The sequence below is a fragment of the Litorimonas cladophorae genome (assembly GCF_014652455.1).
GTDB lineage: Bacteria > Pseudomonadota > Alphaproteobacteria > Caulobacterales > Maricaulaceae > Litorimonas > Litorimonas cladophorae.
Genome location: NZ_BMYV01000001.1, coordinates 1,458,313 through 1,483,639, shown reverse-complemented (window position 1 = coordinate 1,483,639; position 25,327 = coordinate 1,458,313). Strand labels below are relative to the sequence as shown.

The 25,327-nt window shown below is 52.4% G+C and carries 21 protein-coding genes and 1 pseudogene; 14 read left to right on the top strand and 8 right to left on the bottom strand.

Annotated elements, in window-relative coordinates; genetic code table 11:
• Positions 1-21: 21 nt before the first annotated feature.
• The gene (locus IE073_RS07105) at positions 22-579 is read right to left on the bottom strand and encodes a GbsR/MarR family transcriptional regulator (RefSeq protein ID WP_189583249.1); all 558 of its coding nucleotides are present in this window, start codon (positions 577-579) and stop codon (positions 22-24) included.
• Positions 580-734: 155 nt separating this feature from the next.
• On the opposite strand from IE073_RS07105, the gene IE073_RS07100 reads away from it, so the two are divergent.
• From IE073_RS07100 to IE073_RS07090, 3 genes are all read left to right on the top strand, one after another.
• Positions 735-1,598, top strand: coding sequence for a hypothetical protein (locus IE073_RS07100; protein WP_189583247.1), 864 nt, complete (start codon positions 735-737; stop codon positions 1,596-1,598).
• A gap of 189 nt (positions 1,599-1,787) precedes the next feature.
• The gene (locus IE073_RS07095; protein ID WP_189583245.1) at positions 1,788-2,411 is read left to right on the top strand and encodes a sigma-70 family RNA polymerase sigma factor; all 624 of its coding nucleotides are present in this window, start codon (positions 1,788-1,790) and stop codon (positions 2,409-2,411) included.
• Complete coding sequence (locus IE073_RS07090) at positions 2,408-3,103, top strand: cupin domain-containing protein (RefSeq protein WP_189583242.1); 696 nt, start codon at positions 2,408-2,410, stop codon at positions 3,101-3,103. Before IE073_RS07095 ends, IE073_RS07090 begins: the two co-directional genes overlap by 4 nt.
• 69 nt (positions 3,104-3,172) lie before the next feature.
• Here the strand turns inward: IE073_RS07090 and IE073_RS07085 are convergent, their stop codons facing one another.
• From IE073_RS07085 to gap, 4 genes are all read right to left on the bottom strand, one after another.
• Complete coding sequence (locus tag IE073_RS07085; protein WP_189583239.1) at positions 3,173-4,174, bottom strand: fatty acid desaturase; 1,002 nt, start codon at positions 4,172-4,174, stop codon at positions 3,173-3,175.
• A gap of 262 nt (positions 4,175-4,436) precedes the next feature.
• Positions 4,437-5,744, bottom strand: coding sequence for a serine hydrolase domain-containing protein (locus IE073_RS07080; RefSeq protein ID WP_189583236.1), 1,308 nt, complete (start codon positions 5,742-5,744; stop codon positions 4,437-4,439).
• Positions 5,745-5,844: 100 nt separating this feature from the next.
• Complete coding sequence (locus IE073_RS07075) at positions 5,845-8,670, bottom strand: phosphoenolpyruvate carboxylase (RefSeq protein WP_233349886.1); 2,826 nt, start codon at positions 8,668-8,670, stop codon at positions 5,845-5,847.
• A gap of 36 nt (positions 8,671-8,706) precedes the next feature.
• Positions 8,707-9,717, bottom strand: coding sequence for a type I glyceraldehyde-3-phosphate dehydrogenase (gene gap / locus IE073_RS07070; RefSeq protein ID WP_189583233.1), 1,011 nt, complete (start codon positions 9,715-9,717; stop codon positions 8,707-8,709).
• 212 nt (positions 9,718-9,929) lie between these two features.
• Between gap and IE073_RS07065 the strand changes: the two genes are divergently transcribed.
• Genes IE073_RS07065 through msrC form a run of 4 tightly spaced genes read left to right on the top strand, consistent with a single transcriptional unit; the run spans position 9,930 to position 12,719 of the window.
• On the top strand, positions 9,930-10,754 hold the full coding sequence (locus tag IE073_RS07065) for an FAD-binding domain-containing protein (RefSeq protein ID WP_189583230.1): 825 nt from the start codon (positions 9,930-9,932) through the stop codon (positions 10,752-10,754).
• Positions 10,751-11,215 (top strand): hypothetical protein, encoded by a 465-nt coding sequence (locus IE073_RS07060; RefSeq protein WP_189583227.1) that lies wholly within the window; start codon positions 10,751-10,753, stop codon positions 11,213-11,215. Before IE073_RS07065 ends, IE073_RS07060 begins: the two co-directional genes overlap by 4 nt.
• A gap of 13 nt (positions 11,216-11,228) precedes the next feature.
• A complete protein-coding gene (locus tag IE073_RS07055; RefSeq protein WP_189583224.1) occupies positions 11,229-12,191 on the top strand; it encodes an NAD(P)/FAD-dependent oxidoreductase in 963 nt (320 codons plus the stop codon).
• A 57-nt stretch (positions 12,192-12,248) separates the two neighbouring features.
• The gene (gene msrC / locus IE073_RS07050) at positions 12,249-12,719 is read left to right on the top strand and encodes a free L-methionine (R)-S-oxide reductase MsrC (RefSeq protein ID WP_189583221.1); all 471 of its coding nucleotides are present in this window, start codon (positions 12,249-12,251) and stop codon (positions 12,717-12,719) included.
• Here msrC and IE073_RS07045 read toward each other — a convergent pair.
• The gene (locus IE073_RS07045; RefSeq protein ID WP_189583218.1) at positions 12,716-13,330 is read right to left on the bottom strand and encodes an LOG family protein; all 615 of its coding nucleotides are present in this window, start codon (positions 13,328-13,330) and stop codon (positions 12,716-12,718) included. The genes msrC and IE073_RS07045 overlap by 4 nt on opposite strands.
• Positions 13,331-13,449: 119 nt before the next feature.
• On the opposite strand from IE073_RS07045, the gene IE073_RS07040 reads away from it, so the two are divergent.
• Positions 13,450-14,367: a WxL domain-containing protein gene (locus tag IE073_RS07040; protein WP_233349885.1), complete on the top strand. Its 918-nt coding sequence runs from the start codon at positions 13,450-13,452 to the stop codon at positions 14,365-14,367.
• Positions 14,368-14,370: 3 nt separating this feature from the next.
• On the opposite strand, the gene IE073_RS07035 is transcribed toward IE073_RS07040, so the two are convergent.
• Both IE073_RS07035 and IE073_RS07030 read right to left on the bottom strand, forming a co-directional pair.
• Positions 14,371-17,640, bottom strand: coding sequence for an efflux RND transporter permease subunit (locus tag IE073_RS07035; protein ID WP_189583211.1), 3,270 nt, complete (start codon positions 17,638-17,640; stop codon positions 14,371-14,373).
• A gap of 10 nt (positions 17,641-17,650) precedes the next feature.
• Positions 17,651-18,784 (bottom strand): efflux RND transporter periplasmic adaptor subunit, encoded by a 1,134-nt coding sequence (locus tag IE073_RS07030; RefSeq protein WP_189583209.1) that lies wholly within the window; start codon positions 18,782-18,784, stop codon positions 17,651-17,653.
• A 253-nt stretch (positions 18,785-19,037) separates the two neighbouring features.
• Between IE073_RS07030 and IE073_RS07025 the strand changes: the two genes are divergently transcribed.
• The 6 genes and pseudogenes from IE073_RS07025 to IE073_RS07000 all read left to right on the top strand — a co-directional run bounded on the left by IE073_RS07025 (position 19,038) and on the right by IE073_RS07000 (position 25,285).
• Positions 19,038-20,570: an acyl-CoA carboxylase subunit beta gene (locus IE073_RS07025; RefSeq protein ID WP_189583206.1), complete on the top strand. Its 1,533-nt coding sequence runs from the start codon at positions 19,038-19,040 to the stop codon at positions 20,568-20,570.
• Positions 20,540-21,127 (top strand): hypothetical protein, encoded by a 588-nt coding sequence (locus IE073_RS07020; RefSeq protein ID WP_189583203.1) that lies wholly within the window; start codon positions 20,540-20,542, stop codon positions 21,125-21,127. The genes IE073_RS07025 and IE073_RS07020 overlap by 31 nt, the downstream gene beginning before the upstream one ends.
• Positions 21,128-21,135: 8 nt before the next feature.
• Positions 21,136-21,228: pseudogene (locus tag IE073_RS07015) on the top strand (biotin carboxylase N-terminal domain-containing protein); the annotation flags it as partial.
• Between the two features lie 15 nt (positions 21,229-21,243).
• Positions 21,244-21,882 carry a hypothetical protein gene (locus IE073_RS07010; RefSeq protein ID WP_189583200.1) on the top strand — a complete coding sequence of 213 codons (639 nt, stop codon included), beginning with the start codon at positions 21,244-21,246 and terminating at the stop codon, positions 21,880-21,882.
• Complete coding sequence (locus IE073_RS07005) at positions 21,879-23,927, top strand: acetyl-CoA carboxylase biotin carboxylase subunit (RefSeq protein WP_189583197.1); 2,049 nt, start codon at positions 21,879-21,881, stop codon at positions 23,925-23,927. The genes IE073_RS07010 and IE073_RS07005 overlap by 4 nt, the downstream gene beginning before the upstream one ends.
• A gap of 734 nt (positions 23,928-24,661) precedes the next feature.
• Complete coding sequence (locus tag IE073_RS07000) at positions 24,662-25,285, top strand: hypothetical protein (protein ID WP_189583194.1); 624 nt, start codon at positions 24,662-24,664, stop codon at positions 25,283-25,285.
• Positions 25,286-25,327: the final 42 nt, after the last annotated feature.

Sequence of the window (25,327 nt, the reverse complement as noted above, 5' to 3'; positions counted from 1 at the left end):
TCGTCTATTCGGGTTTGGCCTTTAATTTTTGCGGCCAAGGTTCAGGACTTTCACCACGGCGTCGCCCATGGCGACGAGACGGGAAAGTGTTGAGGATGGAAGCGATGACATTTTATCATACCACCGGTCCATCGTCGCCGTGAATTCATGCATCTCTCTGAGACGTTTAATCTGTTCGTCACTGACTTTGGCATCACCTGCTGCCGCCGCAAGGCACTCTTCGAGAGTCGCGAGGGCAGGGTCAATCTCACGGGCTTTGCGGGCGGCCGCAATATGGCGGGCCACTTGCCAGACATCCGTTTCCGCAATGAAATGATCACGGCGGTCCCCTGGGATGGGATATCGTCGTACGAGTTTGAAGCCCAATAGCTCTTTTAAACTATTGCTGACATTACTGCGGGCGACGCCCAATTGTTGCTGAATGTCTTCGGCGTTGAGCGGGCGTTCGCTCATGTAGAGGAGCGCATGGATTTGCGCGACAGTACGGTTCACGCCCCAAGTGCCACCTAGATCGCCCCAATGTAGAACGAAGCGCTCCACGGCCTCAGGTAATTTAATATTGTCAGTAATTTCTGTCATAACAGAAATATGAGGAACGAGTGGTTGATTGTCAAGTCAGAACGCGGAATGCCAGCATGAAAAAAAGGTTTTCAAGTAATACTTCTTTAAACATGACGGTTAGCTCGCCTTTCATCTGGCTGTGGCATTGGGGCGCTGTGAGATTGCGACTAAAAATGCGCAAAGGGGCCTGGGGGCTTCTTTTGGCGGGCTGTGTATCAGTTCCGGCTCTGGCGGCGGTGGTCGACAGGCCCTTCTTCCGCGCGGGCGCAGTTGTCATCGTTTTCGGCGCTTCTGATTTTGAAGAAAATGGCGGTGTTGCGCCTGTGGTCTATGACTTTCACATGCTGGATGGATCGACTTCGGGGCAAGCCGCACCTGATTTAATCGTCGATGATGGTCGAGCCATCAATTTCAACTCGGGGCGGTACAATCCTATTCAAAGTGGCGAAAGCTCTGGCTGGGAATATCAAATTAACAACCCGACATTTGGCGGGGCCTTTCAATCGTCGGCGCCGCACCAAACGCTGGATGCAGATGACAGCTACACAGCATTTGGCTTAGATGATGGCACGGATATCGACCTTTTGGGCGGCGGTAATCGTGCTGCGCGATTTTACGTCGCGTCGAATGTCCCGTTTGACATTTTTGGCGAGGCGACAAATCTCACCGCGACTGGCGATTTCAGTTCGATGGACTACAGTAACATCCGCTATCGCTTAAGATATCAAGTCTCAGGTGGCGGTGGTGCCAATAGGTGGGGGCAAAGCGCTCAAGATCCTGCACCAAGCGGAAGTGGTGTAACCTATGGCGCAAATGGGACCCTCTACACGCTCAACGGACTTTCAGCGGGGCCAGTGAAAGTGTTTCAAGGTGAGCAACGTACAGCCCGTTTACCAGGGTCAATAATGGACCATGCTGTCGGTTTTCAATCCCGCTATAATTTGCGGGGATCTAGCATTAACGGCAATAATTACGATTTCTCGCAGGGTACAGGATCGATTGGTGCTGACGTCGTTTACACGATATACACGCCCTAAGCGTTTCAGCGTGCTGCATAAACCTGTGCCAAAGGCGCACAGGGCTAAAACGAAACTCACATCATAACCGTAATCAAGAATGTGCGAGGTTGCATCAGCAATCTTGGCTTTAGCTGGATTTCGACCATGACATTAATTCAAAGCTCCCCTACGCAGGATTACACGCCTCGCCAGACAAGGGAGAGGGCCATGACGAGTAAACAGACATCCAGAACGGGTGGGTTCGCCCCGTCCAAAAAATCGATAAGCGCGGCTAAGCGTGATGCGGCCTGGCTCAACTCAATCGCAAATCAGCAAGATGCCCGCGCTTTATCCGAGCTGTTTGAGGTCTATGGCCCAAAACTCAAAGGCTGGTTGATGGCGCGCGGTGTTGGAAATGGCACTGCTGAAGATATCGTCCAAGACGTCATGATCAAAGTTTGGACCAGCGCCCATATGTTCGACCCGGCCAAAGCCAGCTTCGCGACATGGGTTTACCGTATGACCCGGAACAAGTGGATCGACCATCAGCGTAAACATGGCCGGATGGACATCCGTGACCCTGAGCTGATGAAAGTTATTGCTGACGATGAAGTCCCTTCCGCCGAGGAAGACTTCATGACGCAGGAAAGCTCTGGCATCCTGCGCGAGCACATCGCCCGCCTGACAGAAGCGCAGCAAATGGCGATCCGTATGGCGTTTATTGAGTTTAAAACACATAAAGAGATTAGCGCCGAAACGGGGCTTCCATTGGGCACCGTAAAGACGCGCATTCGGTCTGCAATCAACGCGTTGAAATCAAGTATGGCTCGCCAACAGGAGAAACTCCTGTGAGCGGGCAAGTTCACGCTCTGGAAGTCGACGGCTTTGTGACCTCCAATGGCAGAGATGATGCGATTACGGATTTTGCAGCGGGGAACCTCTCGCCAGCGAAACATGCGGTTATGTCCTGCGTTATCGAATTAAATCCAAAGGCTGCGAAGAAAGCGGCGTTTGAGACAGACGTCGCGGCGACGATGATGTCGGACATTCGTCCCGTTCCCTTATCGCCACTTTTTATCGGCGAAACTTTGGCCAAATTGCCCGCTCGCGGGTCGCATACGCCAGCTGCAAATGACACGCCGCGCGAACGATGTGCGCCAAAACCTTTGCGCGATCTAATGGGCGGTCAAGGTCTGCGCGATATTGAATGGAAGTCGCTCGTTCCCGGTGTCGCTGTACATGATGTCCTCGGCAATCGACGAACCCGCGATGGAGACCGCCTGTATTTGCTACGTGCGAAGGGCGGTATTTCTATGCCGGTTCATTCACATAATGGCGAAGAATGGACACTTATTTTATCGGGCAGTTATCTCGCCGATGGTCGGATCTATTCCCGCGGCGATCTTCATATTGAAGATGAGACAACAGAACATGCCCCCCAAATCTCGGAAGGCGAAGATTGTATTTGTTTGGTGATGACGCAAGGGCCACTGAAAATGAAAAGCTGGCTGCCGCGGATCGTGCAGCAGGTTGTTGGCATCTAAGGGCCAACACCTTCAAATCTGAATTGAAGAACCGTCGCCCCTCTAAAGAGGCGACGTTTTTTTATGCGCCTAAAGGGCGGCCTTGACTGCGCGGAAACTCACCATGCGTTTCTCGCCCTCATGCCATAGGGCAAGTTTGACGCATTTCAGGCTATCTAAAAATGTTAGCCGTCCTACTGATTTTAACTCTGGGTGAGCCTTCAAAATTCGCGGTAATTGATAGAAAGGGATGCGCGCTGAAAGATGATGAACGTGGTGAACGCCAATATTGCCCGTGACCCACATCAACCATTTTGGTAGATCATAATAGGAGCTTCCCTGAAGGGCCGCGCTCTCACGATCCCAATCGCCCATGCGTGACCAATGGGTTTCGTCAAATTGATGCTGCACGTAAAACATCCAGACCCCGATAGAGGCCGCGACAAGGACGGTTGGAATTTGAATCAAGACGAACACTTTCCAACCCACAGCCCAGATCATTAGGCCATAAAGCGCTAGGATACCGACATTGGTGAGCAAGGCGCTCGCCCAAGGCTTCACGCCGTTTTTCATGGCGCCAATCGGCAATCGATTATGTAAGAAGAACACATAGGCTGGACCAACGCCAAACATCACGACAGGGTGCCGATACATCCGGTACTTGAGACGCGCCCATTTGGAGGCTGCTTTATATTCTTCCACCGTCATCGTGACGATATCATCTCCGACACCGCGTCGATCAAGATTCCCCGAAGCCGCGTGATGGAGCGCATGACCGCGTTTCCAATGGTCGTAAGGTGTCAGGGTCAAAATGCTGATACATCGCCCGACCCAATCATTGACCCGGCGATGGCTGAACATCGACTGATGTCCGCAATCATGCTGGATAATAAAGAGCCGAACAAGAAGCCCGCCAGCGGGAATGAAGCCTAGCACGCCCCAATACTGACCCGCCTGCACAAGCCCCCATATCCCTGCCCAAATGGCCAAAAAGGGGAGTAATGTAATTGCAATTTCTAAGACGGCGCGGCCATTTTCAGACGTGCGATATGGGGCGAGACGTTGGAACCAAGTCCGAGCAGTAGAAGGCATAAAATTCCTGGAACAATGTGTTTCCCCAGCCCTGGGCTGATTGGGTTAAAGCACAATGAATAGGGCGTGAAAAACAGGCTTCAAATGAACATAACTTCACGGTCTTGTGTGAGGCGCAAGAGCCACCCGATTAAGTGAAACTGCGACCCTAATTGAAGTGCCAAGCGCAAAGATCAACAGGATCGTTCGCAAATCAGGGTTTCAACAGAGCTATGAGGATGACACCTGCTCACCTTTCTTGTCGGCGAGGTTAGGTCTAACGCTACTTATCCATCAAATGCTCTGCCACCGCACGGTAGGCAGGTAAGCTGGTCGGGTCGAAATTTGCATTTCCGGCTAACGGATGAGATGCAAATCTGACGATAACCATTTCAGCCTTTGGATCGATATAAATCGTCTGACCATGAATGCCGCGGGCGGAAAATGCTCCATGGTCATTGTGGGACACCCACCATTGATTTCGGTAACTCCAATTTGGCAGCGTCTTATATCCAGCTTGCGAAAAGAGATCCTTATCGCCACCCGCGCGGATGTCTTCAATGATCGCCTTGGGCACGATTTGCCGGCCATTATATCGTCCACCGCGTCGCATCATTTCGCCAAAGCGAGCATGATCGCGCAGCGTGGTGTTAAGGCCACCCGCCGCAAATCCGGTGCCTTGGGAATCCACCATAATATAGGCATCTTGTTCTGCCCCAATCTTCTGCCAGATGCGTTCACTCAACATCTGTTCTGGCGGGGCGCCTGTGATACGGTGGATGATCCAGCCGATGACTTCCGTGTTTACGGACTCATAAGAGTAGGCGGCGCCGTGTTGACCCTCAGGTTTTAGAGTCTTGAGGAAATCGTGGTAGCTTTGTGGGCCTTCATAATCCTGCGGGGCCGGCAAAAACCCACCAGAATAAGCGAATTTAAAAACCTCGGCATTGGGATCCGTGTAATCCTCGGAATATGCGATACCCGTCGTCATATCGAGCGCTTGCTGTACGGTCGCGTTTTCAAAGGCAGTCCCCGCGAGTTCCGGCAAATACTCCGTGATATTTTTTGACGTATCTAACTTGCCGTCATGCGCGAGCATGGCCGCCATCGTTCCAAAATAGGATTTGGTTACAGAGAAAGAAATGTGAGGCTTCTCAGGCGCCGCCACGCCCAAATATCGCTCATAAACAACTCGGCCCTTGTGCAGTACCAAAATAGAGTCGGTGTAATTGACGGCTAATGACTCAGCCCAGCTCATCGGGTCGCCCCCGCCAAGTGGTGTGAACATGACGTCGTCAATATCTGAATCTAGGCGTGTGCGGAGCTTGGTCGGTCTATCAGCTCCGCGCCATATATTGCGCGTGGGGGCGAATTCACGCAGGTGCGAAAAAGACCAGCGTGTCTTTGGGAATGTGTAATGCCCGCCATCCGCGAATTCGATTTTTCTATCATCTGGAACAGGTGAACCTTGCATCCAGCCTATCACAAGTGGATCGGAGGCTTCAGGGCTAAGAGGTGCGGTTTGACCGAAAGCAGAGCTGCTAAGCGCGATCGCGATTAGGCTGGCCAAAATTGTCAGTGAGCGGCGCATGTGTTCCCCTAAGTTTTTGGGAACACTCTATGTCTGATACGCAGGATTTCAAGAGCGCTGGCATGAGGTCCTCAGGGGCCAAATCGCTCTCAGTTCGGCGTTAGCCAAAGGCATCGTAATGATGGGTGACCGCAATGGTGATCTGGCGAACAATATCCTTCGCACGATCAAGAGGCCTGATAACGTGGTCAGTGATATGGGCAAATCCACCTGAGGTAACAGGCGTGTCTGTTTTTTCAGACAAAGCTTTGGTCCATTCCATCGGCGCCGTTTTGGCGGGATAGCGGTCTCTCAAATCGTCCAAAATGTCGTTGATCTGGAAAGTTTGCATACGCTGTAATGCCGATAGACGGGATGTGGCTTCGTCTGAAATTACGGGGAGTTCTGCCATTGTGATCATCATTTTCATGATCATTGCCAGACGCAGTGCGTGCAAGATCATCAATGTATCATCAGGCGTGAAGTCTGCATCCTCATCACATTGTGCCAAGAACCGCAGGCTATCATATTGATCTAATCGTAAGCGGTTAGCCAAATCCATGATCTGCGAACGCCACGTAGAGGACTCCAGCGTTTCCGCAATGATAAGCGAGCGATTGGCCAACATAGGCTCTGCGCCCGAGAGGGCGCGGCTAATCCAGAACCCTGGATCAAAGAGACGACCATATCCTGTGAGGATTGACAGATTGGTTCGGCCCATTGTCGTAATCACGAGGTCAAAAATAGATTTTGCTCGCGCCGAGGAGGCATAGAGGGCTTCGAATTTCTCAGGATCAATACCGGCTGCGCGACCAACACCGTAAAAGATATTGGCGGGCGCGCCAAATTGCTGAAGGATCGCATTATGTGGGATTGCGCGGAGAAGACGGGGGTTGAACATGTCACCACCTGAACCCGGCTTGGCGCGTTTGGCCGCGCGGCTGCCCGTCGGGATCAGCATGTTTTGACCCAAACCGCCTAGGAGAGACACGTAATTCGGATCAGAATATAGCGCATCCTGTTCAGATCCGATCGTGCGATATACATCCCAAGAGAAATCCTTCTCAGTGTAGAATGGATCATCACTCGCTTTTGAGCGATCTGCATGTCGTCCACCAATCAGGGAGAAAACCGTCGCATCTGCGAGTTCGGGCGTCTGGAACCAAAGATATCCGTCACCGCCTTGAAAACTTGTCTCGTGGCAAAGATGGATATTGCGACGTTCAAATTGCGAAATCGCCCACGGGCTCATCGCGTAATCAAGTCGCTGGGCTATATTGCCGGGGTGTCCGCCACGACCAAGGCCTTCGCCATGCGTATTGAACACCAGCGCTGTTACACCGCTGACATTGTGGCGTTCCATTTCGCGGGCAAAGTGAGATTGTAGGCGTTCAATGGCGAGGGTTGCAGGGATTTGTCCCATAAACCGACCCGCGTCAGAAAAGCCTGTTTGGATGGCAAAGACACCGCGCGATTGGATATATTCGCGATAGACAGGGTTTTCGAGCATTTTGCTGATTATCCGACCACCATTATTCAGCGCATCGGCTGTTTCAAAGAGCGGCGAAATGTCCAACATGTCTGCGACGCCATAGCGGCGGGCCAAATACAAAACCGAGAGCGGAACAAGCGCGTCTTCGGTTTCAGCAATCAACAAGCGGATCGGAACTGAGGCATCGATGTATTTCTGGATCTGCGCAATCAGGATCATTTTCTCATGCGCAGTCGATTTCTCCAGCGCGAGAGAGGCGAAATTCACAGGTTGAACGTCAACAGATTTCGTCAATTCGGTTGCGCGATTTAGGACCGTGCGCGTGTCCGAACCATTCTCGGACAAACCAAAGATACCTTTGACGCCAGACATAACGTGCCGCGCGTTCAAGCGGAAATGGATGCGCGCAGTACCAAGACCGAAGGCTTTCATTTTCGCACGGAGGCAAACCAATTCCCGTTGGGTTTTTGCATCGGGCGCGCCCTGAATTGCGGATTCGAGTAGTGGGTCCAAGACTGCCAGATCTGTGAAACGGCGAGGCGATTGACGCGTTAAATTATTTGCGGCCGCTACCAGATTTTCTGGGTTGTCCAAATCTGTCTCAAACAGGTTTAAATCGCGTTCAGCGGAGGACAGGCCATCCCGGATGCGGTCTGACAAAGCGTCAATGGCGTCTTCAGAGGCGGCTTTAAAACCACCTTTACTTGCGATGCGAGCAGCTTCTTTGGCATATCGCGCTAGCTGGTCACGTTTTTCTGACAGACGCAGACGTAGGGCATCGCCCCAAGAGATGTCTGTTCGACCATCAATATCGTAGCCAACCCAGCTATAGGCATCGGCCAAATGTGGGGTCAGGCTCATCCATTGATTGGGAAAGTGTTTTGCGGCGACGTCGAGGACGGTCGCATTTAACTTATCCATTGCGCCTTGAATGCGGGCGAGGGTGTCTTGGGTGTCCTCGTGCTCCTCAATTAGGGTCGGTGCACGTTGGGGCAGGTAAGGGTGCGTCTTCAGCGTCTCAACGAAACCGTCGATTTTGCCAGCTTGGGACGAGGCAATACCGCCGAGCGTATTGCGAATATCCCGCGAGAGGGAAAATGTCGGATGAGCGGTTAAGACAATGCCTTGCCCAGGCTGCTCTGCCCAAGCCTTGAACGCGTCAAACCCCGCATCAGCGTGGGTCTCTGCAACGGCTTTGATACGATTTCGGAGACTGGCGAACCGATCTGCCCCCGCACGTTTGAGAAGGCGTTGGGCGCGTTCGATTGCGCCGTGATCAGACAGCGTTTTGACCAAGGCCTCCACGTCTTTGAACGCAACGCTGCGATCCTCGACGGCCTTTGAAATGTCATAGGCAAGTAACTTGACGGGATTCGCTTGCGGGTCAGAAACAACGGCGTTTTTATGGCCATTTAGCAAAGTCGTGAGCTTATCGTGCAGCTCTTGGGTCGTCATCCGTTTGATGGGGTAGGCCTCCGATTGAGAAACAGTTTAAAGGAATTTCGCCATGACCGCGGCGGTATCTAGCATACGGTTGGAGAAGCCCCATTCATTATCATACCAAGATAAGACGCGTACCATATTTTCACCCATGACAACAGTTTCTTCCAAAACAAGAGAGGTGGAATGTGGATCATGGTTGAAATCAATAGAAACCGTCTTGTCCGTAACAACTTGCAAGACGCCTTTTAGCGGACCTTCAGCTGCGGCGCGGAAGGCGGCGTTAATGGCGTCTACGTCAGCGGTTTTGTTGGAGTTTATGACAAGGTCGACCACAGACACATTAGGTGTCGGTACGCGGATCGCTTTACCGTCTAATTTGCCTTCTAATTCTGGCATGACAAGGCCGATCGCGGCGGCTGCACCCGTAGATGTCGGGATCATGGAAAGCGCGGCTGCGCGTCCACGGTTGAAATCTTTTCGATGAACGCCATCAAGTGTCGGCTGGTCACCCGTGTAAGAATGCACAGTGGTCATGAAGCCTTTTTCAATGCCAACAATATCGTTTAGAACTTTTGCGACAGGGGCGAGTGCGTTGGTGGTGCATGAGCCGTTGGAAACAACAATATCATCGGCCCCCAAGGTGTCGTGATTGACGCCAAAGACGATGGTTTTGTCCGCGCCTTTGCCCGGTGCGGAAATGAGAACGCGTTTTGCGCCCGCCGCAATATGTTTTGCAGCTGCATCACGAGCGGTGAAAATGCCCGTACATTCCAAAACGATATCGACTTTATTATCGGCCCAGTTTTGGTCTTCTAAGTTTCGTATGGCGGTAACTTGGATGTCTTCACCGCCCAAATTCAAACTGTTTTCAGAAAAGGTGATCGTGCCAGGAAAGCGCCCGTGGACTGAGTCATATTTAAGTAGGTGCGCAAGATTTTCTGTTGACGACAAATCGTTGATTGCAACCACTTGAAGGTCTTCACGACCTTGCTCGATCAGGGCGCGTAAAACATTACGACCAATACGGCCGAATCCATTGATAGCGAGACGTGTAGTCATTTCTGTCGATCCTATGTTCAATCTGTCAACAATATGGGCGTGACAGCGTTGTCATTCAAGTCATCTCGTCAGCCTTGAAGACGACATAGAGACATGGAATTCAGTTTTCCACTGAAAAAGCTATGGAAACGAAAAATTGTTGCAAAAAGTAGTTTGCGCGCGAAACAATATTCTATTTCACTCCTCAATGCGCGCTTACGCGTAGATACCTCATGTCAGACAATTCACAAATCCGTCCCGTAATTTTCGATCCAAAACTCCGGCTCAACCGCTCTGACGTTATCGCAAAGGTGCGTGATCTGTCACCCAATTTGGCCTCTGTTGACGACCAAGTATCACCGATTGTGGGGTCAAAAGCCGAAGCTTTGAAGCAGTTGGGGCGTCTCAATCCAGCCACTTATGGGAGAACGAGAAACCATTTGGACGGTGCGGTGACAGGTCTGTCCCCATTCGTTCGACACGGAGTGATCTCGACGGCGGACATTCGCGATCAGGCTCTGGGCCTGAACACACCCAAAGAAGCGGAAAAATTCATACAGCAACTCGCTTGGCGCGAATATTGGCAGAAATTATATCGCGAAAACCCAAACTATATTTGGAATGATGTTGAACCGTATAAAACAGGCTTTGACGCTGAGCATTACGCGGATGACCTCCCAGAAGATATTTCACAGGCTAAAACGGGCGTGGCTTGTATTGATCAATTTATCGCGGAACTTCTCACCACGGGATATATCCACAATCACGCGCGGCTCTATGTTGCGGCTTATGTCTGCCATTGGCGACGTGTGAAATGGCAGGCGGGGGCGCGGTTTTTTCTGATGCATTTGCTCGACGGGGACCCAGCGTCAAATAACCTGTCCTGGCAATGGGTCGCGAGCACGTTTTCTCACAAGCCGTATTTTTTCAATCTTGAGAATGTTGAGAAGTTTAGCGGGGACTCTGTCGATACGCGTTTTAAAACCAATAAAACTCTGGCCGGGAGCTATGAAGATATTTACGCGCGACTGTTCCCAAATTTGGAGCCCAAAACATGAGTGTAAATGACGGCATCATTTGGGTTCATGAGGACGCTATTAGCTTAGATCACCCCGTGGTGGCCGCCGCAGGCCCGGGCGCGCAGCCCATTTTTATCTGGGACAGCCATAATCATGACGCTCTGGGCTATTCGCTAAAACGTCGGGTGTTTATTTTTGAATGTGCGCTGGATTTAGACATTCCAATTTACGCGGGCACGCCAAAGTCGATCTTGCGTGAGGTGGCAAATGGCCGAGCCATATATGCCGCGCCTTCGCCAGACCCTTATATTGCGCATGTGCTTATCGATCTCCAAAAGGACCATGAGGTCGTGCCAGTCGACGCGAGGCCATTTGCTCGCATAGCGTCTGATGTCGATACGCGGCGGTTCTTTCGTTTCTGGAATCAAGCCAAAAAAACCGCCATGCTGTCGACGCAAGAGTTAGAAGCTAGCCAGAACACGTCGCGCGACGACGCTTAAAATCAGGGATAACATGAATATAGCTATTTTAGGCGCTGGCGTGGCGGGCCTGTCTGCGGCGCGCGAATTAAAAGCCGAAGGCGCAACCGTTACCATTTTCGACAAGTCCCGGGGTGTGGGTGGACGGATGTCGACCCGATATGCGGGCGACTGGGAATTCGATCACGGTGCACAATTCTTCACCATACAAGACGCAGATTTTAAATCGGAAATCGATCGCGCAATCGCGGCAGGCGTCGTTGCGCCGTGGCCTGCACGCGCAATGTATCTGAAAGCTGGCGCGTTAAGCGTCGATACGGGCCGTGCGCGTTTCGTGGCAATCCCCCGCATGAACAGTTTGCCAAAATATTGGGCGCAGGGCTTGGATATTCAACTGGGTCGCCGTGTCCGTCGCGTGGTCAATGGGCAGTCGTGGACATTGGAATTTGAAGACGGGTCTGCGCAAGCGGGTTTTGACGCCGTGATTTCGACTTTGCCACCCGCGCAAGCACAGCGCGTTTTGCCAGAAAATTTTCAGAAGATGCCAGCTGTGGTCGCGGCGGAAATGCATGTGTGTTTTTGTTTGATGATTGGTCTATCTGCGCCCGTTGACGTGGGGTGGGACACGTTACGCGTAAAGGATTCCCCGATTGACTGGATCGCCATGAACAATGCCAAGCCGGGACGGAATGCCAACTTGGGTGCAATTGTCGTTCACTCCGCACCAGAGTGGTCTGATCATCATGCGGAAGCGGATCGCGATTGGGTTCAGAAGGCCATGATAGATGCGGCTTCGACGGTGATTGGACAGGCGCTGGACACCGCGCCGCATATCGCGCTTCACCGTTGGCTCTATGCATCAAGCAAAGCCTCACCCGATGTGAACTGTCTCTCGGATGAGGCCCTGGTGGCCGCTGGCGATTGGTGTCTGGGTGGGCGCGTGCAGGGGGCATGGCTTTCCGGTCGGGCCGCGGCGCAAGATCTGCTGAAGGCCTAAAAATAGCCGTATATTAAAGGGCGCGTGAGGGTGGACGATAGGCGTCTTGCTGCCTATATGCCCGCTATGACCAAAGCTGAAATTTATACCCAAACTGCAAAAGAGATTGCGGCCGTCCTTGAGGGAGAGACCAATAATGTTGCGCGTATGGCGACGGTCTCTTGCTTGCTTTCCGAAGCCTTTGACGCCTATTTTTGGACAGGGTTTTACGTTGTCGATCCGTTGAAATCCGAAGAATTGGTTGTTGGCCCGTATCAAGGTACGTTGGGATGTTTGCGCATTCCGTTCGAGCGTGGGGTCTGCGGGGCTGCCGCGCGGACAGGTCAAACTCAAATCGTCGAAGATGTGCATGCCTTTTCAGGGCACATCGCTTGTGACGTCCGCAGTCGTAGCGAAATCGTCGTGCCAGTCTACGGTCCAGACGGGAATCTCTTCGCTGTCTTTGACGTCGATTCTACCGAAGTGGGCAGTTTCGACGCAGAGGATCAAGAGGGCTTAGAGGCGATTTTGAAGGGTATTATCCTTTAAACGAGGTCCGCAATTTTATCGAGTTTACCGCCGAGGGGTTGAGCTTTACGGTCTTCCTCTAAACGTCTTGCGATGGTTTCGAACACAGCCTCAACCGTGGTATCAGATTCGATATCGTCGTGGAGGCTTTCGGGCGCGAAGCCCGCTTTGATAATATCATCCAAAACCGCGACAAGTTTGTCCCAAAATCCTGTGTCGGAAAGAAAGACGATTGGCTTGTCGTGCAGGTTCAGGCGCTGCCAGCTCATGACTTCGATCACTTCTTCCAAAGTGCCCACTCCACCGGGAAGGACAACAAATGCGTCGGCGAGATCAAACATTCGAATTTTACGCGCATGCATGTCGTCCACAAACTCATGTTCAATACCTGGAATGGTGCGTTCGATTGCGTTGAGAAAATGGGGAATGATCCCGATGACTTTGGCGTCGCCATCTCGGGCAGCGCGCGCTGTTGCGCCCATCAGTCCTAATCCGCCGCCGCCATAGACAAGGCCGTGACCGCGCGCCGCGATCTCTTTGCCCAATTCGGTCGCCAAAAGAACGTGCGCTGGGTCTTCGCCAGGTGAAGATCCGCAGAACACGCAGATATTGAGTGATTTGGCGTCTGTCATTTTTACCGATTTCAGTTAAGGTTGTAATTTAACACTGCCTTTAGGAGATGAAATCCGTCTTGGGAACCTCATCAGAAACATCAGTCTCAAAAAAAATGCGGCCCCGGTATATTTGGATTGTGGTCGCTGCCCTCGTGCTGGCCATTGTTCTTTACGGCTTCATTCAAATCTCTGAGGGTGGTGACGATGAGGACAGACGGGTTATGATTGATCCAGCACCTGCGACAGGGGCAATGATCGGTGTGAAACCCGCCAGTTTTCTACAGATTAACGAGTTCCGTGACGGTGAATCTCAACGTCTCAGATTATCGGGTGAAGCCGAACCGGGCGCTGTTATAGTCCTGACCAATCGGGGGGAACGTCTGCGCCAAACACGGGTCAATGATTTGGGACAGTGGGGCGTGACCTTAAATATTGAAGACGGTCCGATGGTGCTTGAAGCGCAACTTTACGGTGGCGAAGATCGGCCCAGCGTCCGCTCCGAAGAAACGGTGTTTAGATTACCCGTTCCAGAGAGTGACGATATTGCGACTGCGAATTATACGACCCCAGCCCTCATTATGGTTACGGCCCCGGGCGGACCGTCCCGCGTGATCCAGTCGCCCTTTGGTGGGGCCCCAACGTCAGGGCCATTAAGCCTATCCGTGATCGATTATGACTTTAGAGGCGGCGTCATCATTACCGGTACGTCGTCAATTCCAGGGCGTGTGCGGATATATTCTCAAAATGCGGCAATTGGTGAAACGGGTATCGGCGTTGGCGGACGTTGGAATTACATTGCGGGTCGTATATTGCCGCGCGGACAACTTGAAATCCGCGCAGAATTAATCCCAGCCGCAGGTGCTTTAAATGCCCCGACCGAACCTATCTCTGTCTCTGTGCCGTTCAATTTTCTCCGGCCTTTGAGCGAAGACGAAACCGACGGAAGTGGCGCGCTCTCCGTCAATTTCGAACCGCTTCAATGGCAAGTTCGTCGCACGTTAATTGGCGGCGGTGGTCAATCAACGGTCATCTTTTCGCCCGACGCTGCCGAATAGGGTTTACTCCGCAGGACGAGTGACAGCGCCTTTGCTTGGTGCCGGGACGGGTCTCGATCGTTTACGCAATTTGGCGCGCAGTCGTCTGAACCGTCCCATCATCACAGTCGGCATTGCCAGCATGACAGGGGTGACGATCAGAGTGAGGATCGTGGCGAATCCAAGGCCACAGGCGACGACATAGGAAATCGGCGCCCAGATTTCTGAAGTACTCGAGCCTTTGGTCGAAAACTCACCTGTGAAAATATTGGCCTGCCAGCCCAAAATCAGTGGCATCAAGCCAACCACCGTCGTGAGCGTCGTCAGGAAGACGGGCCGCAGCCGTTGTGCGGCTGTTCGTACGGCCGCATCGACAGAGCCAAATCCATGTTCGCGCAAGCGTTGGTAGGCATCAATCAAGACAATATTATTGTTCACAACAATACCCGCCAGAGCGATAACGCCGGTGAGAGAGAGGATCATTGATATATAGGGGTAGAAAGCTAAGCCCAATAACACGCCGAAGACGCTCATAATTACGGCCGATAAGGTCAAGAAAACATGATAGAAGCTGTTAAATTGCAGCAATAATATGACGCCCATCATAAACAAAATTGCGAGCCCTGCGGCTTTAAAGAACTGAAGGGCTTCGTCATTTTCTTCCTGTTGTCCTAGGAACTTCGTTTGGACCGCAGATGAAAAGCCAGCCTCTTTGTCCAGCCATTCGCTTAACTCTGCGACTTGAACTTGAGTGGCATAGTCTTTGGCTGAGTTCGCTTGAACGATATAATAAGGCAGCAGATCTTTGCGTTCGATTTTACTCTGCTGCGGACGGGCCACACGTGTGGCGACGGCTGATAAGGGCAGCGCGCCTTGTGGCGTTTGTATCCGGAGCCGGTCCAATTCTGCGAGCGTGCGCGCTTCATCAGGATAGCGAATGCGGATATCGACTTCTTCATCCGCATCTAGCGGCCGATATCGCCCGACCAGCGTGCCGTCGGTGACGAAAGACAAGGCCGCGCCGATCGCGCCCACATCCAATCCTAAGCGGCCCGCCTCAGCGCGATCCACCACAAATTCCCATTCCACACCGGGAAGGGGCGTTGTGTCTTCAATCTCAATAATACCTTCTATGGAGGCGAGTTTGGCTTTCACCGCTTGGGTGGCTGCGCGCAGCTGTGCAGGATCTTCACTGCTGATCTGGATGCCGATATCTTTCCCGATGGGCGGTCCTTGGTCCACGGCTATGACTTCTGTATAAATACCAGGGATCCCAACAATTGCAGCTTCCAAATCATCGACGATGGCTTGGGTGCCGCGACGTTCATTGAAGGGCAGAAGTTCGGTGTAAACGCGCACAACCGTATCAGACGGGACATTTGATGGACCACTGATCCCTCCACTCCCGGACGCTCCCGCGCCCGTCACAGTGTAAACGGATTCGATGCCAGAAATATTTTGGATGCGGTTTTCAATGTCTTTCGCGAGGGTGAGATATTGCTCGGGTGTCGTATTCCCGCGAGACCGCGCGAGAATATAGAGCTGCTCACTTGGCGATTGCGTAAAAAACTCAACAGGTTTGGGCGGTGGTCCAGTCATCTTCGCGCTAAAAATACCGACGATTGCAACAGCCAGAACCACCATTCCCGTCATAACCAAGAGTGGGAAATGGATGATTTTCTGGATCATCTTCACATATAGGCCAATAAATCCTTTGGTGTCTGACGGATCGCCCTCCGCGCCCGACAAGGCAACAACATTCGCATTGATTGTTTTTTTGGGGCGAAAGCCAATTTTCGCGCCCAACGTGGGCAAGAAAATTAGCGCCATCAGCGTGGAGGCTGACAGAACGTAAATCATTGTGCGGGGGAAATAGCTCATGAATTTCCCAGTCGTGGATTCCCAGAATAGCAAGGGAATGAAGGCGGCAAGCGTCGTCGCTGTTGAACTCATAATCGGCCAGAACATACGCTCGCCCGACATTTTGAAAGCCTCAAGGCGGTCCATGCCTTCTTCCATTTTCCGGTCGGCAAATTCGACAATGACAATGGCGCTGTCGACCAGAACCCCCACGGATAGGATCAAGCCGAAGAGGATCATCATATTGATCGTTTCGCCCATGATCAAAAAGCCGAAAAAGGCGATCAAGAAACTCGACGGAATAGCCCAACCGACAAAGATCGCTGACCGCCAGCCCAAGGCGGCGATGCAAACGATAAAGACGAGTACAACGGCATTGATAATGGAGGCCGAGAGTTCCGACATCATATCCCGAATATAAACCGCGCGGGATTGGCTGTAGGTCACGTTAATTGTGCGCGGCCAATCGGGACGGGCGGTTTCCATGTCGACCAATTGTTGAACGAGTTCTGTCGCTTCGAGAATATTGACGCCTTGGCGTTTGCTGATCTCTAGGCTCAGGCTGGTTTGACCGTTAAATCGCGCGAGGGTGGTGGCGTCTTTATAGCCGCGGCGCACTTCGGCGATATCGCTCAATCGGACAATTGCGCCATTTTCGCCGCGCCGCACGACGAGGTCGCCCATGTCAGAGGGCGTCTCGATCAGGCCGGGTAATTTAATGTTGAAACGACCGCTATCCGTTTCCAATGCGCCGGCCGGAACCAGCTCATTATTCTGCGAAACGGCCCCCGCGATTTCGCCAAAGGTGATGCCGAGGCTTTCCGTTTTTGCGGGGTCAATAATGGCTTCCAGAACTTCGGTTCGTTCGCCACTAATCTTGGCTTCCAGAACGAGCGGGATCGCTTCTATTTTCCGTTGCAACATTTTGGCGCGACGTTGCAGTTCGCGCTCTGGAGCATCGCCCCATAAATTGACGGTGAGGATGGGGAGGGCGGAAAAACTGATCTCTTCGATAATGGGCTGACGGGCTTCGGCGGGAAATTCTGCGCGGGCGCGGTCAACTTTTTCCAAAACATCGGCCATGACGACATCTTCATCCACGCCAAGTTCAAATTCGAGCGTGACATAGGCCACATTGGTTGAGGCGACGCCGTCGATTTCTTTCAATCCCTCAATCGCCTTCAACTCTGTTTCAAGCGGGCGAACCAAGAGGCGTTCAGCGTCTTCGGGCGAAACACCGGGCAGCACAACGCGAATATTGATAATGGGAACAGGTACATCTGGTTCGGCGTCCATGGGCAGACTGCTCATAGCCAGCAGGCCACCGATAACGCAGACCAACATAATCCCCAGCGTCGTCCGCCAGTTGCGGATCGAGAAGCCGACGACCCCAGCGAGGCCCGATGCCGAAGGCGACATGTCTTTCGTGCTCATGCTCGGGCGCTCACTCTATGCCAGTCGAGGTATTGGCGGCGCGTCGCGGCGTCGGGTTTTCTGGAGACGTGTAATCTTCCTTGGCGTCAACCTCCATACCGACAGAGACAAAGTCCTGCCCCTCAACGATAATGCGCGTCACGTCGGGTAGGCCTGTGACCCAAATCCCATTTGGGGTTTCGTCAATTGTTTTGACCGAGGCAAAACGAACGATATTGCTCGCATCCAGATAGCGCACACCCACATCGCCACTATCGGCGAGCGTTAGGATACTGCTTGGGATTTGCTGGGCTGATGTCAGGCCTGACGTAATACGGACAGTCGCTGTCACGCCCGCTTTCAAACGATAATCTGAATTTGGAACATGCAGCTCGACGCGGAAAGTGCGCGTTGCAGGATCGGCTTTGGCTTCGATAAACTTAATTTCGCCCGTCACAGTTTGCCCAGTGGCAAGTTCGATCTGCGCGCTGTCGCCGATTTCGATTTTACCGATTTGGGTTTCGTTCAGTTGGACGTTCACCTTTAACGGCGACATGTCGACCAACAGACCACAGGACATGCCAGGAGAAAGAAAGTCACCGACTTGCGCGGATTGTCGCTCCCAAATTCCGTCAAATGGGGCGCGGATATTGATATTGTCGGCTTCGATTTCGGCCTGTTTCAACATGGCGCGTGCGCCATCCAATTGGGCTTCAAATGCGGTCACGCGGGAGCTGGATTGAAATCCCTTTTCGGCCAAAACACGCGCAGCATTTAAATCCGTTTCAATCGTGCGCAAATTGGCTTTGGCCTGATCAACCTGAGCAGCGCGGGCGTTGAGGTCTTGACGGCAGAGCGTCTGCCCCCGTTTCACGCGTTGACCCTCGCGCACAGAAACTTGCGCGACGAGGCCTGACGTTTCGGCTTTGACGGAGACTTCGCGATTGGCTTGTGTTTGTCCGTAAAGCTCCAACACGTTGGGATGTTCGGAGGCCCGGACGCTGCGAACCTGCACTGTGGGCATGGTGCGCTGGGCGTCGGCTTGGGCGGTTGCGGGGGTTGAAACGGGCAAAGGCGCCTCTTCGCCAAGGTTGTTGACGAGGAACCAAACGCCGCCCAAGAGCAATAGCGAACCCGCGATGATATAAGATGTGTTGAACTTCATGGTCTTCTTACGGCTTTCCTGCGCGGAGGGACTGTTCTGTAACAGCTTTCAGCTTGCATTTCGCCCCTTCAGATTTGCACATGCCGTCTTTCACAGCGCTTTGGCAACTGACAAAGGCGCAAACCTACCCGTCATGAATGTATGTGCGCAAAAAGTGAGCGTTATTCAGTCCTCTATGGTCGTTCAGACTTGCACTGCCGCGTCCCGTGACTAGGGTGGCTCTCTTAATATCGAGCAATTATGGGGGTTTACCTTGAGCGATATTCTAGATCAGTTGCAAGCGCGACGTGACGAGGCCAAATTGGGTGGCGGACAACGCCGCATTGATGGCCAACATGCCAAGGGGAAGTTGACGGCGCGAGAGCGTCTCGAACTGCTCCTCGACCCCGGTAGTTTCGAAGAATTCGACATGTTCGTCACGCACCGCTCCACCGATTTCGGCATGGAAAAGACCAAGATGGCAGGCGATGGCGTCGTCACGGGCTGGGGCACGATCAATGGCCGCAAGACATTTGTCTTTGCCCAAGACTTCACGGTCTTCGGCGGCTCGCTCTCTGAAACCCACGCCAAGAAAATCAACAAGGTCCAAGAGATGGCCATGCGCCACGGCGCGCCCATCATCGGCCTGCAAGATTCAGGCGGTGCGCGTATCCAAGAAGGCGTCGCGGCGCTGGCGGGTTATACCGATGTGTTCCAGAACAATATCCTCGCCTCTGGCGTCATCCCGCAAATCTCTGTCATCATGGGACCCTCGGCGGGCGGGGCGGTTTACTCGCCCGCGCTGACAGATTTCATCTTCATGGTCCGCGATAGCTCTTATATGTTCCTAACGGGACCCGATGTTCTGAAAACAGTCACCAATGAAGTCGTGACGGCCGAAGAACTGGGCGGGGCGAAAACCCATACGTCCAAATCCTCTGTCGCTGACGGCGCTTATGACAATGACATGCAAGCGCTGTCCGAAATCCGCCGTCTATTTGACTTCCTACCGCTGAACAATCGCAGCGGCTCGCCCGTGCGGCCCTTCTATGACGCGCATGACCGCATTGACGAGAGCCTCGACACGCTCGTCCCTGATAATCCGAACCTGCCCTATGATATGAAAGAGCTGGTCGTGAAGCTGGCGGATGAGGGCGACTTCTTTGAAATCCAAGAAGACTACGCCAAGAATATCCTCTGTGGCTTTATCCGTCTGGAAGGCCAAACCGTAGGCGTTGTGGCCAACCAACCGCTGGTGCTGGCGGGGTGCCTCGACAGTAACGCCTCACGCAAAGCCGCGCGCTTTATCCGCTTTTGTGATTGTTTCGAAATTCCTGTGCTGTCCCTTGTCGATGTGCCCGGATTTCTGCCCGGCACGGATCAGGAATATGGCGGCGTGATTAAACATGGCGCGAAATTGCTCTATGCTTACGGCGAAGCGACGGTTCCGAAAGTCACCGTTATCACGCGCAAAGCCTATGGCGGCGCCTATTGCGTGATGTCCCCGAAACATCTGCGCAATGATATCAACTATGCTTGGCCGACCGCGCAAATCGCCGTGATGGGCGCAAAGGGCGCAGTGGAAATCCTGCACCGCAAAGATTTGGACGATGCCGAGAAAACGGCGGAACATGTCGCGGATTATGAAGAGAAATTCCTCAGCCCGTTCCGCGCCGCCGAACGCGGCTATATCGACGAAGTCATCCAACCCCGCTCGACCCGAAAACGCATCTGCCGCGCACTGGCTCTGGCGAAGGATAAGAAGCTAGAAAACCCGTGGAAAAAGCATGGGAACTTACCGCTGTGAGGCAGTTTCTTTTCGCATTTTTGGTAGCGGTACTTCCGATGTTATTCTTTGGCACAGCCTCTGCAAAACAGGAAATTTATCAAGCTGCTCCCTTTAAAACCACTTACTGTTTCTTTGATGGTGAAGACTGTGAAGATTTACCAACGTACATCCGTGTTGTAACTACGCTTGAGAAGAACAAGGTCAGTGGTTTTAAGAAGAATGAGAAAATTTTATCAATCAAGTCAGTAGACCAAAAGGCGAGTTGGGAGAAAGATGAAATTTTGATTTTGAGAGAGAAATATAAGAAGAAGTATAAAAAAGCTCTTCGTGCTTATATTGAGTTTGCAGACCAAGCTTCGTCCCAAAAAAAGTTATTTCCCAGAAACAAAATTGCCAGTTTTAAATACGCTGGTAACTTTCAAACTTTTCGAACCTTTTCTCGATTTGAAGATGACCACTATTTAGTTATCACGTCTTCAACATCGCGAGTTGTATTTAATCAAAAAAACGCGGAGCTACTTCTTAATTTCCTAAATGATTGGGACTTCGAGGGCGAAATTCAGGCAACTAATTAGAATAAGTTATGACTAAAATCACAAAAATCCTAATCGCCAACCGGGGTGAAATTGCCTGCCGCGTTATTAAAACCGCGCGGAAAATGGGCATTAAAACTGTGGTTGGTGCCTAATCCATGACCCAAGATGGGCCTCGCGAAATCGGTAGCTATAACGCCCTCGAAAAACTCGGACGGGTTCGTTTGTCAGATAATTTTTTCATGCGGGAGTTTCTCTACTCCAGCATTGGGGATTGGTACGGCCTGCCCAATTATCCCGAAGACCCGCAGCTTGCTGTCGAGGCGGGGACGCGATTGTGCCAAGACCTACTTGAGCCGCTGAAAAAGAAATTCGGCCACGTTTCTATTCGTTCAGCTTATCGTTCGCCCACGGTCAACGCCAAGGGTGCAGCCAATAATAACCAGCATCAATGTTCCAGCAATGAAGCCTCAGCCGCCAATCACATATGGGATAGGCGGGACGCGGATGGAAATATGGGCGCTTGCGCGACGGTGCAAATTCCGTGGTTTATGGATAATTTCGGCGAAGGTCGAGACTGGACATCGTTGGCATGGTGGATTCATGATAACTTACCTTATCACAGTCAGTTCTATTTTCGCGATTGGGGTTCGTTGAACTTATGTTGGCGCGAGAACCCAGAGCGTTGGATAAAAAGTTACGTTGCGCCAAAGGGCATCTTAACGCGGCAAGATAGAGATAACTGGTCAGGCGACCATTCCGAACATTATTCTTGGATTGACGAGAAACTCAAATGACCAAAATCAAAAAAATCCTAATCGCCAACCGTGGTGAAATTGCGTGCCGTGTCATCAAAACCGCGCGGAAGATGGGCATTAAAACTGTGGCGGTTTATTCCGATGCGGATAAAAATGCACTGCATGTGCGGATGGCGGATGAGGCGGTTCATATTGGCCCGCCCGCTGTGAACCAATCCTATTTGGTGATGGAGAAAATCATCAAAGCCGTCGAGGATACGGGCGCGGACGCCGTCCATCCCGGCTATGGTTTCCTGTCGGAAAATCCTGAATTTGCGAAACTTCTGGCCAAGAAAAAGATCGCCTTTATCGGCCCCAACCCCCACGCGATTGTGTCGATGGGCGATAAGATCACGTCCAAGAAACTCGCCCAAGACGCAGGTGTGTCCTGCGTTCCGGGTCACATGGGCTTGATCGAAGACGCCGACGAAGCCGTCAAAATCGCAAATAAAGTCGGCTATCCCGTCATGATTAAAGCGTCAGCGGGCGGCGGTGGCAAAGGTATGCGTATCGCGTGGAATGACGAAGAAGCCCGTGAAGGCTTCCAATCCTCTAAGAACGAAGCCGCGACCAGCTTTGGCGATGATCGTATCTTTATCGAAAAATTCGTCACCCAACCCCGCCATATCGAAATCCAAGTCCTTGGCGACAAGCACGGCAATTGTATTTATCTGGGCGAGCGCGAATGTTCCATTCAGCGCCGCAACCAAAAAGTCATCGAAGAAGCCCCGTCGCCCTTCCTCGACGAAGAAACCCGCGCCGCTATGGGCGCAGAATCTGTGGCTCTGGCAAAGGCCGTGAATTACGATTCTGCGGGTACGGTTGAGTTTATCGTCGATGGTGACAAGAATTTCTACTTCCTCGAAATGAACACACGTTTGCAGGTCGAACATCCCGTCACGGAGTTGATCACGGGCGTGGACCTCGTCGAGCAAATGATCCGCTCGGCCCAAGGCGAGGAGCTCAACATGAGCCAAGACGATGTGACCCTCACGGGCTGGGCGCTCGAAAGCCGCATCTATGCCGAAGACCCCTATCGCAATTTCTTGCCCTCCATCGGACGCCTAAAGCGCTACCGTCCCCCTGCCGAGGGTAAGGTCGAGAGCGGTGCGATTGTGCGCAATGATACAGGCGTCTTTGAAGGCGGCGAAATCTCCATGTTCTACGATCCGATGATCGCCAAGCTCTGCACATGGGGCGATGATCGCGGTATCGCGATTGACGCGATGAAGGTCGCTTTGGATAATTTCGAACTCGACGGGATCGGGCATAACATCCCGTTCTTGCAAGCCGTTTACGATCATGACCGCTTCGCACGCGGCGATATTACAACGGCCTTCATCGCCGAAGAATATCCTGACGGATTTTTGGGCGCGCCAGAGAACGCAGGCCACACGCGTAAAATTGCGGCCGTCTGCGCGCTGATGCATGACATCAAAGAACACCGCGCCGCCCAGATCAGTGGCAGCTTGCCCAACCACGCCCGCCATGTTCCCGACGAATGGGCCGTCGCGGTGAAATCTCCCACGGGGGAAGATCGCACCTACTCCGCCGACATTAATGGCGATTCTGGCCTCCGCACCATCGTCATGAATGATGACAGTGATAAGGCCGCCTTGGAATTGGAAGTCGGATTGAACTGGCGTCCGGGCGAAGAAACTGTCCGTGCCTTTGTCGATAGCCGGGCGTTCACCTTCAAGGCGCGCGCGATTCCCGAAGGGTATCGTGTCTGGCATCGCGGCGTTATTTTTGATGTGGCGGTGCGTAATCCACGCGCGGCGGAACTCGCCAAGCTGATGCCGATTAAACTCGCGCCCGATACGTCCAACCTGCTGCTCTGCCCGATGCCGGGCGTTGTCGTCAGCGTCTTGGTCGAAGAAGGCCAAACCGTCGAAGACGGACAGGCGTTAGCCGTGGTCGAAGCCATGAAAATGGAAAACACCCTCCGCGCCGAAAGCCGCTGTGTCGTGTCCAAAGTGAACGCCTCCGCCGGCGATAATCTGGCCGTGGACGACGTCATCATGGAATTCGAAAAGCCGGAGTAGGGGGTGGAACTCTTTCCCGTCTTTACCTGATATTTATACGTTTATTTTCAGCGGCTTATGAAAATATCAAGAGTCTGATCCTCGTGTTCAAAACCCGTGATACCTTACACGGGTTCTTTCGGACATGGGACAGGCGGGGCCTCGCTTGCCGGTTCGGAGGACGGTGGGTCTGAGCATTGAATGGTGAGACATTTGACTGTGCCGGGACTTTAGGAGTGAGAGCCGACCGCTGGTTCCAAGTGTGCCAACTGCGGGGTTTATGACTGGCCGCTTCTTCAAAAACCGCTGCCGCGTGGCGAGTTGGCATTACAACCCAACTCCTGATTTTCGCGTAAAACAAAACTATTACTTTGGTATTCCATCGCGAATATCGACCACGCGGACTGTCCCACCTTACTGGACATCGCCTTTCGGCAGACGCCCCAAGACACGGGAGAGCGGCTGCGAGCGTTTCCGCATGTCTGGCCTTGCTATCCCTGCATGACCCCCCAAATCTCAAAACAAGTGGATAAGGTCAGGTTTCTTTCGGAACCGTGACAAAATATTGACTCTGGCGTTAAGGTTTGCTAAAGGTTCTCTATGCGGAAGACATTAAAATCCCTGAGCTTACCCAGGTTTATACGAATAGAGTCATAATCTTCACTATATTCGTTCCCTTGGTTTTAAATTCTTAATTTTAAAGTCTGGGTCCTACGTCTTCCATCCCTCTCAATTAGAAACCTTTAAAGGACATTATGCTTTACCTCGACAATCGCCCGCTAAACCCGACCCGTCGTCATGCTGCCAATGGACCTGATCGCTTTTATCAATGGCGAGGTTTCTTCGACGATAATACGGATTTGGACGATATCGTTCAGATCATCGAAAAGGAATTTAGCGCGGAGTCTGAGACGGATAATACGGATAGGTATTTCCTTCTGCCTGGGCGTTCCAATACGATCACGACACTCTGCGATAATGAGACGCTTGAAGTTCATACCATGATTTCAGCCCAAGGTCCGCTGGAGCAATGGGAACGCAGCGTAAAGACAACATTCCCCATGAAGCGGACAACCGCCTCCATTATCGGGACATATGTGCCGAAATTCCGCGGCTCTTGTTCTTCTGTCGCGGATGCGGCCAGCTTGACGGACGCCCTGTCCAAAAAGTCGCGTTATTACGAAGCCAATCTCAAGCGTCGTAAATTCCAGCGCAATGGTGTGTCTGCCGAGGTCGAAACGATTACGATCAATGGGAAAGAGAAAATCTCTATAGCCCTGCGGAGCGAAGACGCGACATCCTTGTCGCGCGAAGTTGATGCCTTGGGCCTCAAGGGGACTCCCAATGTGCATTTCGGAGCTTACCTCAACGATCTTTAGGCGGGTCTCCGACTAAATCCAGAAAAGTAAAATCAGGCGCGG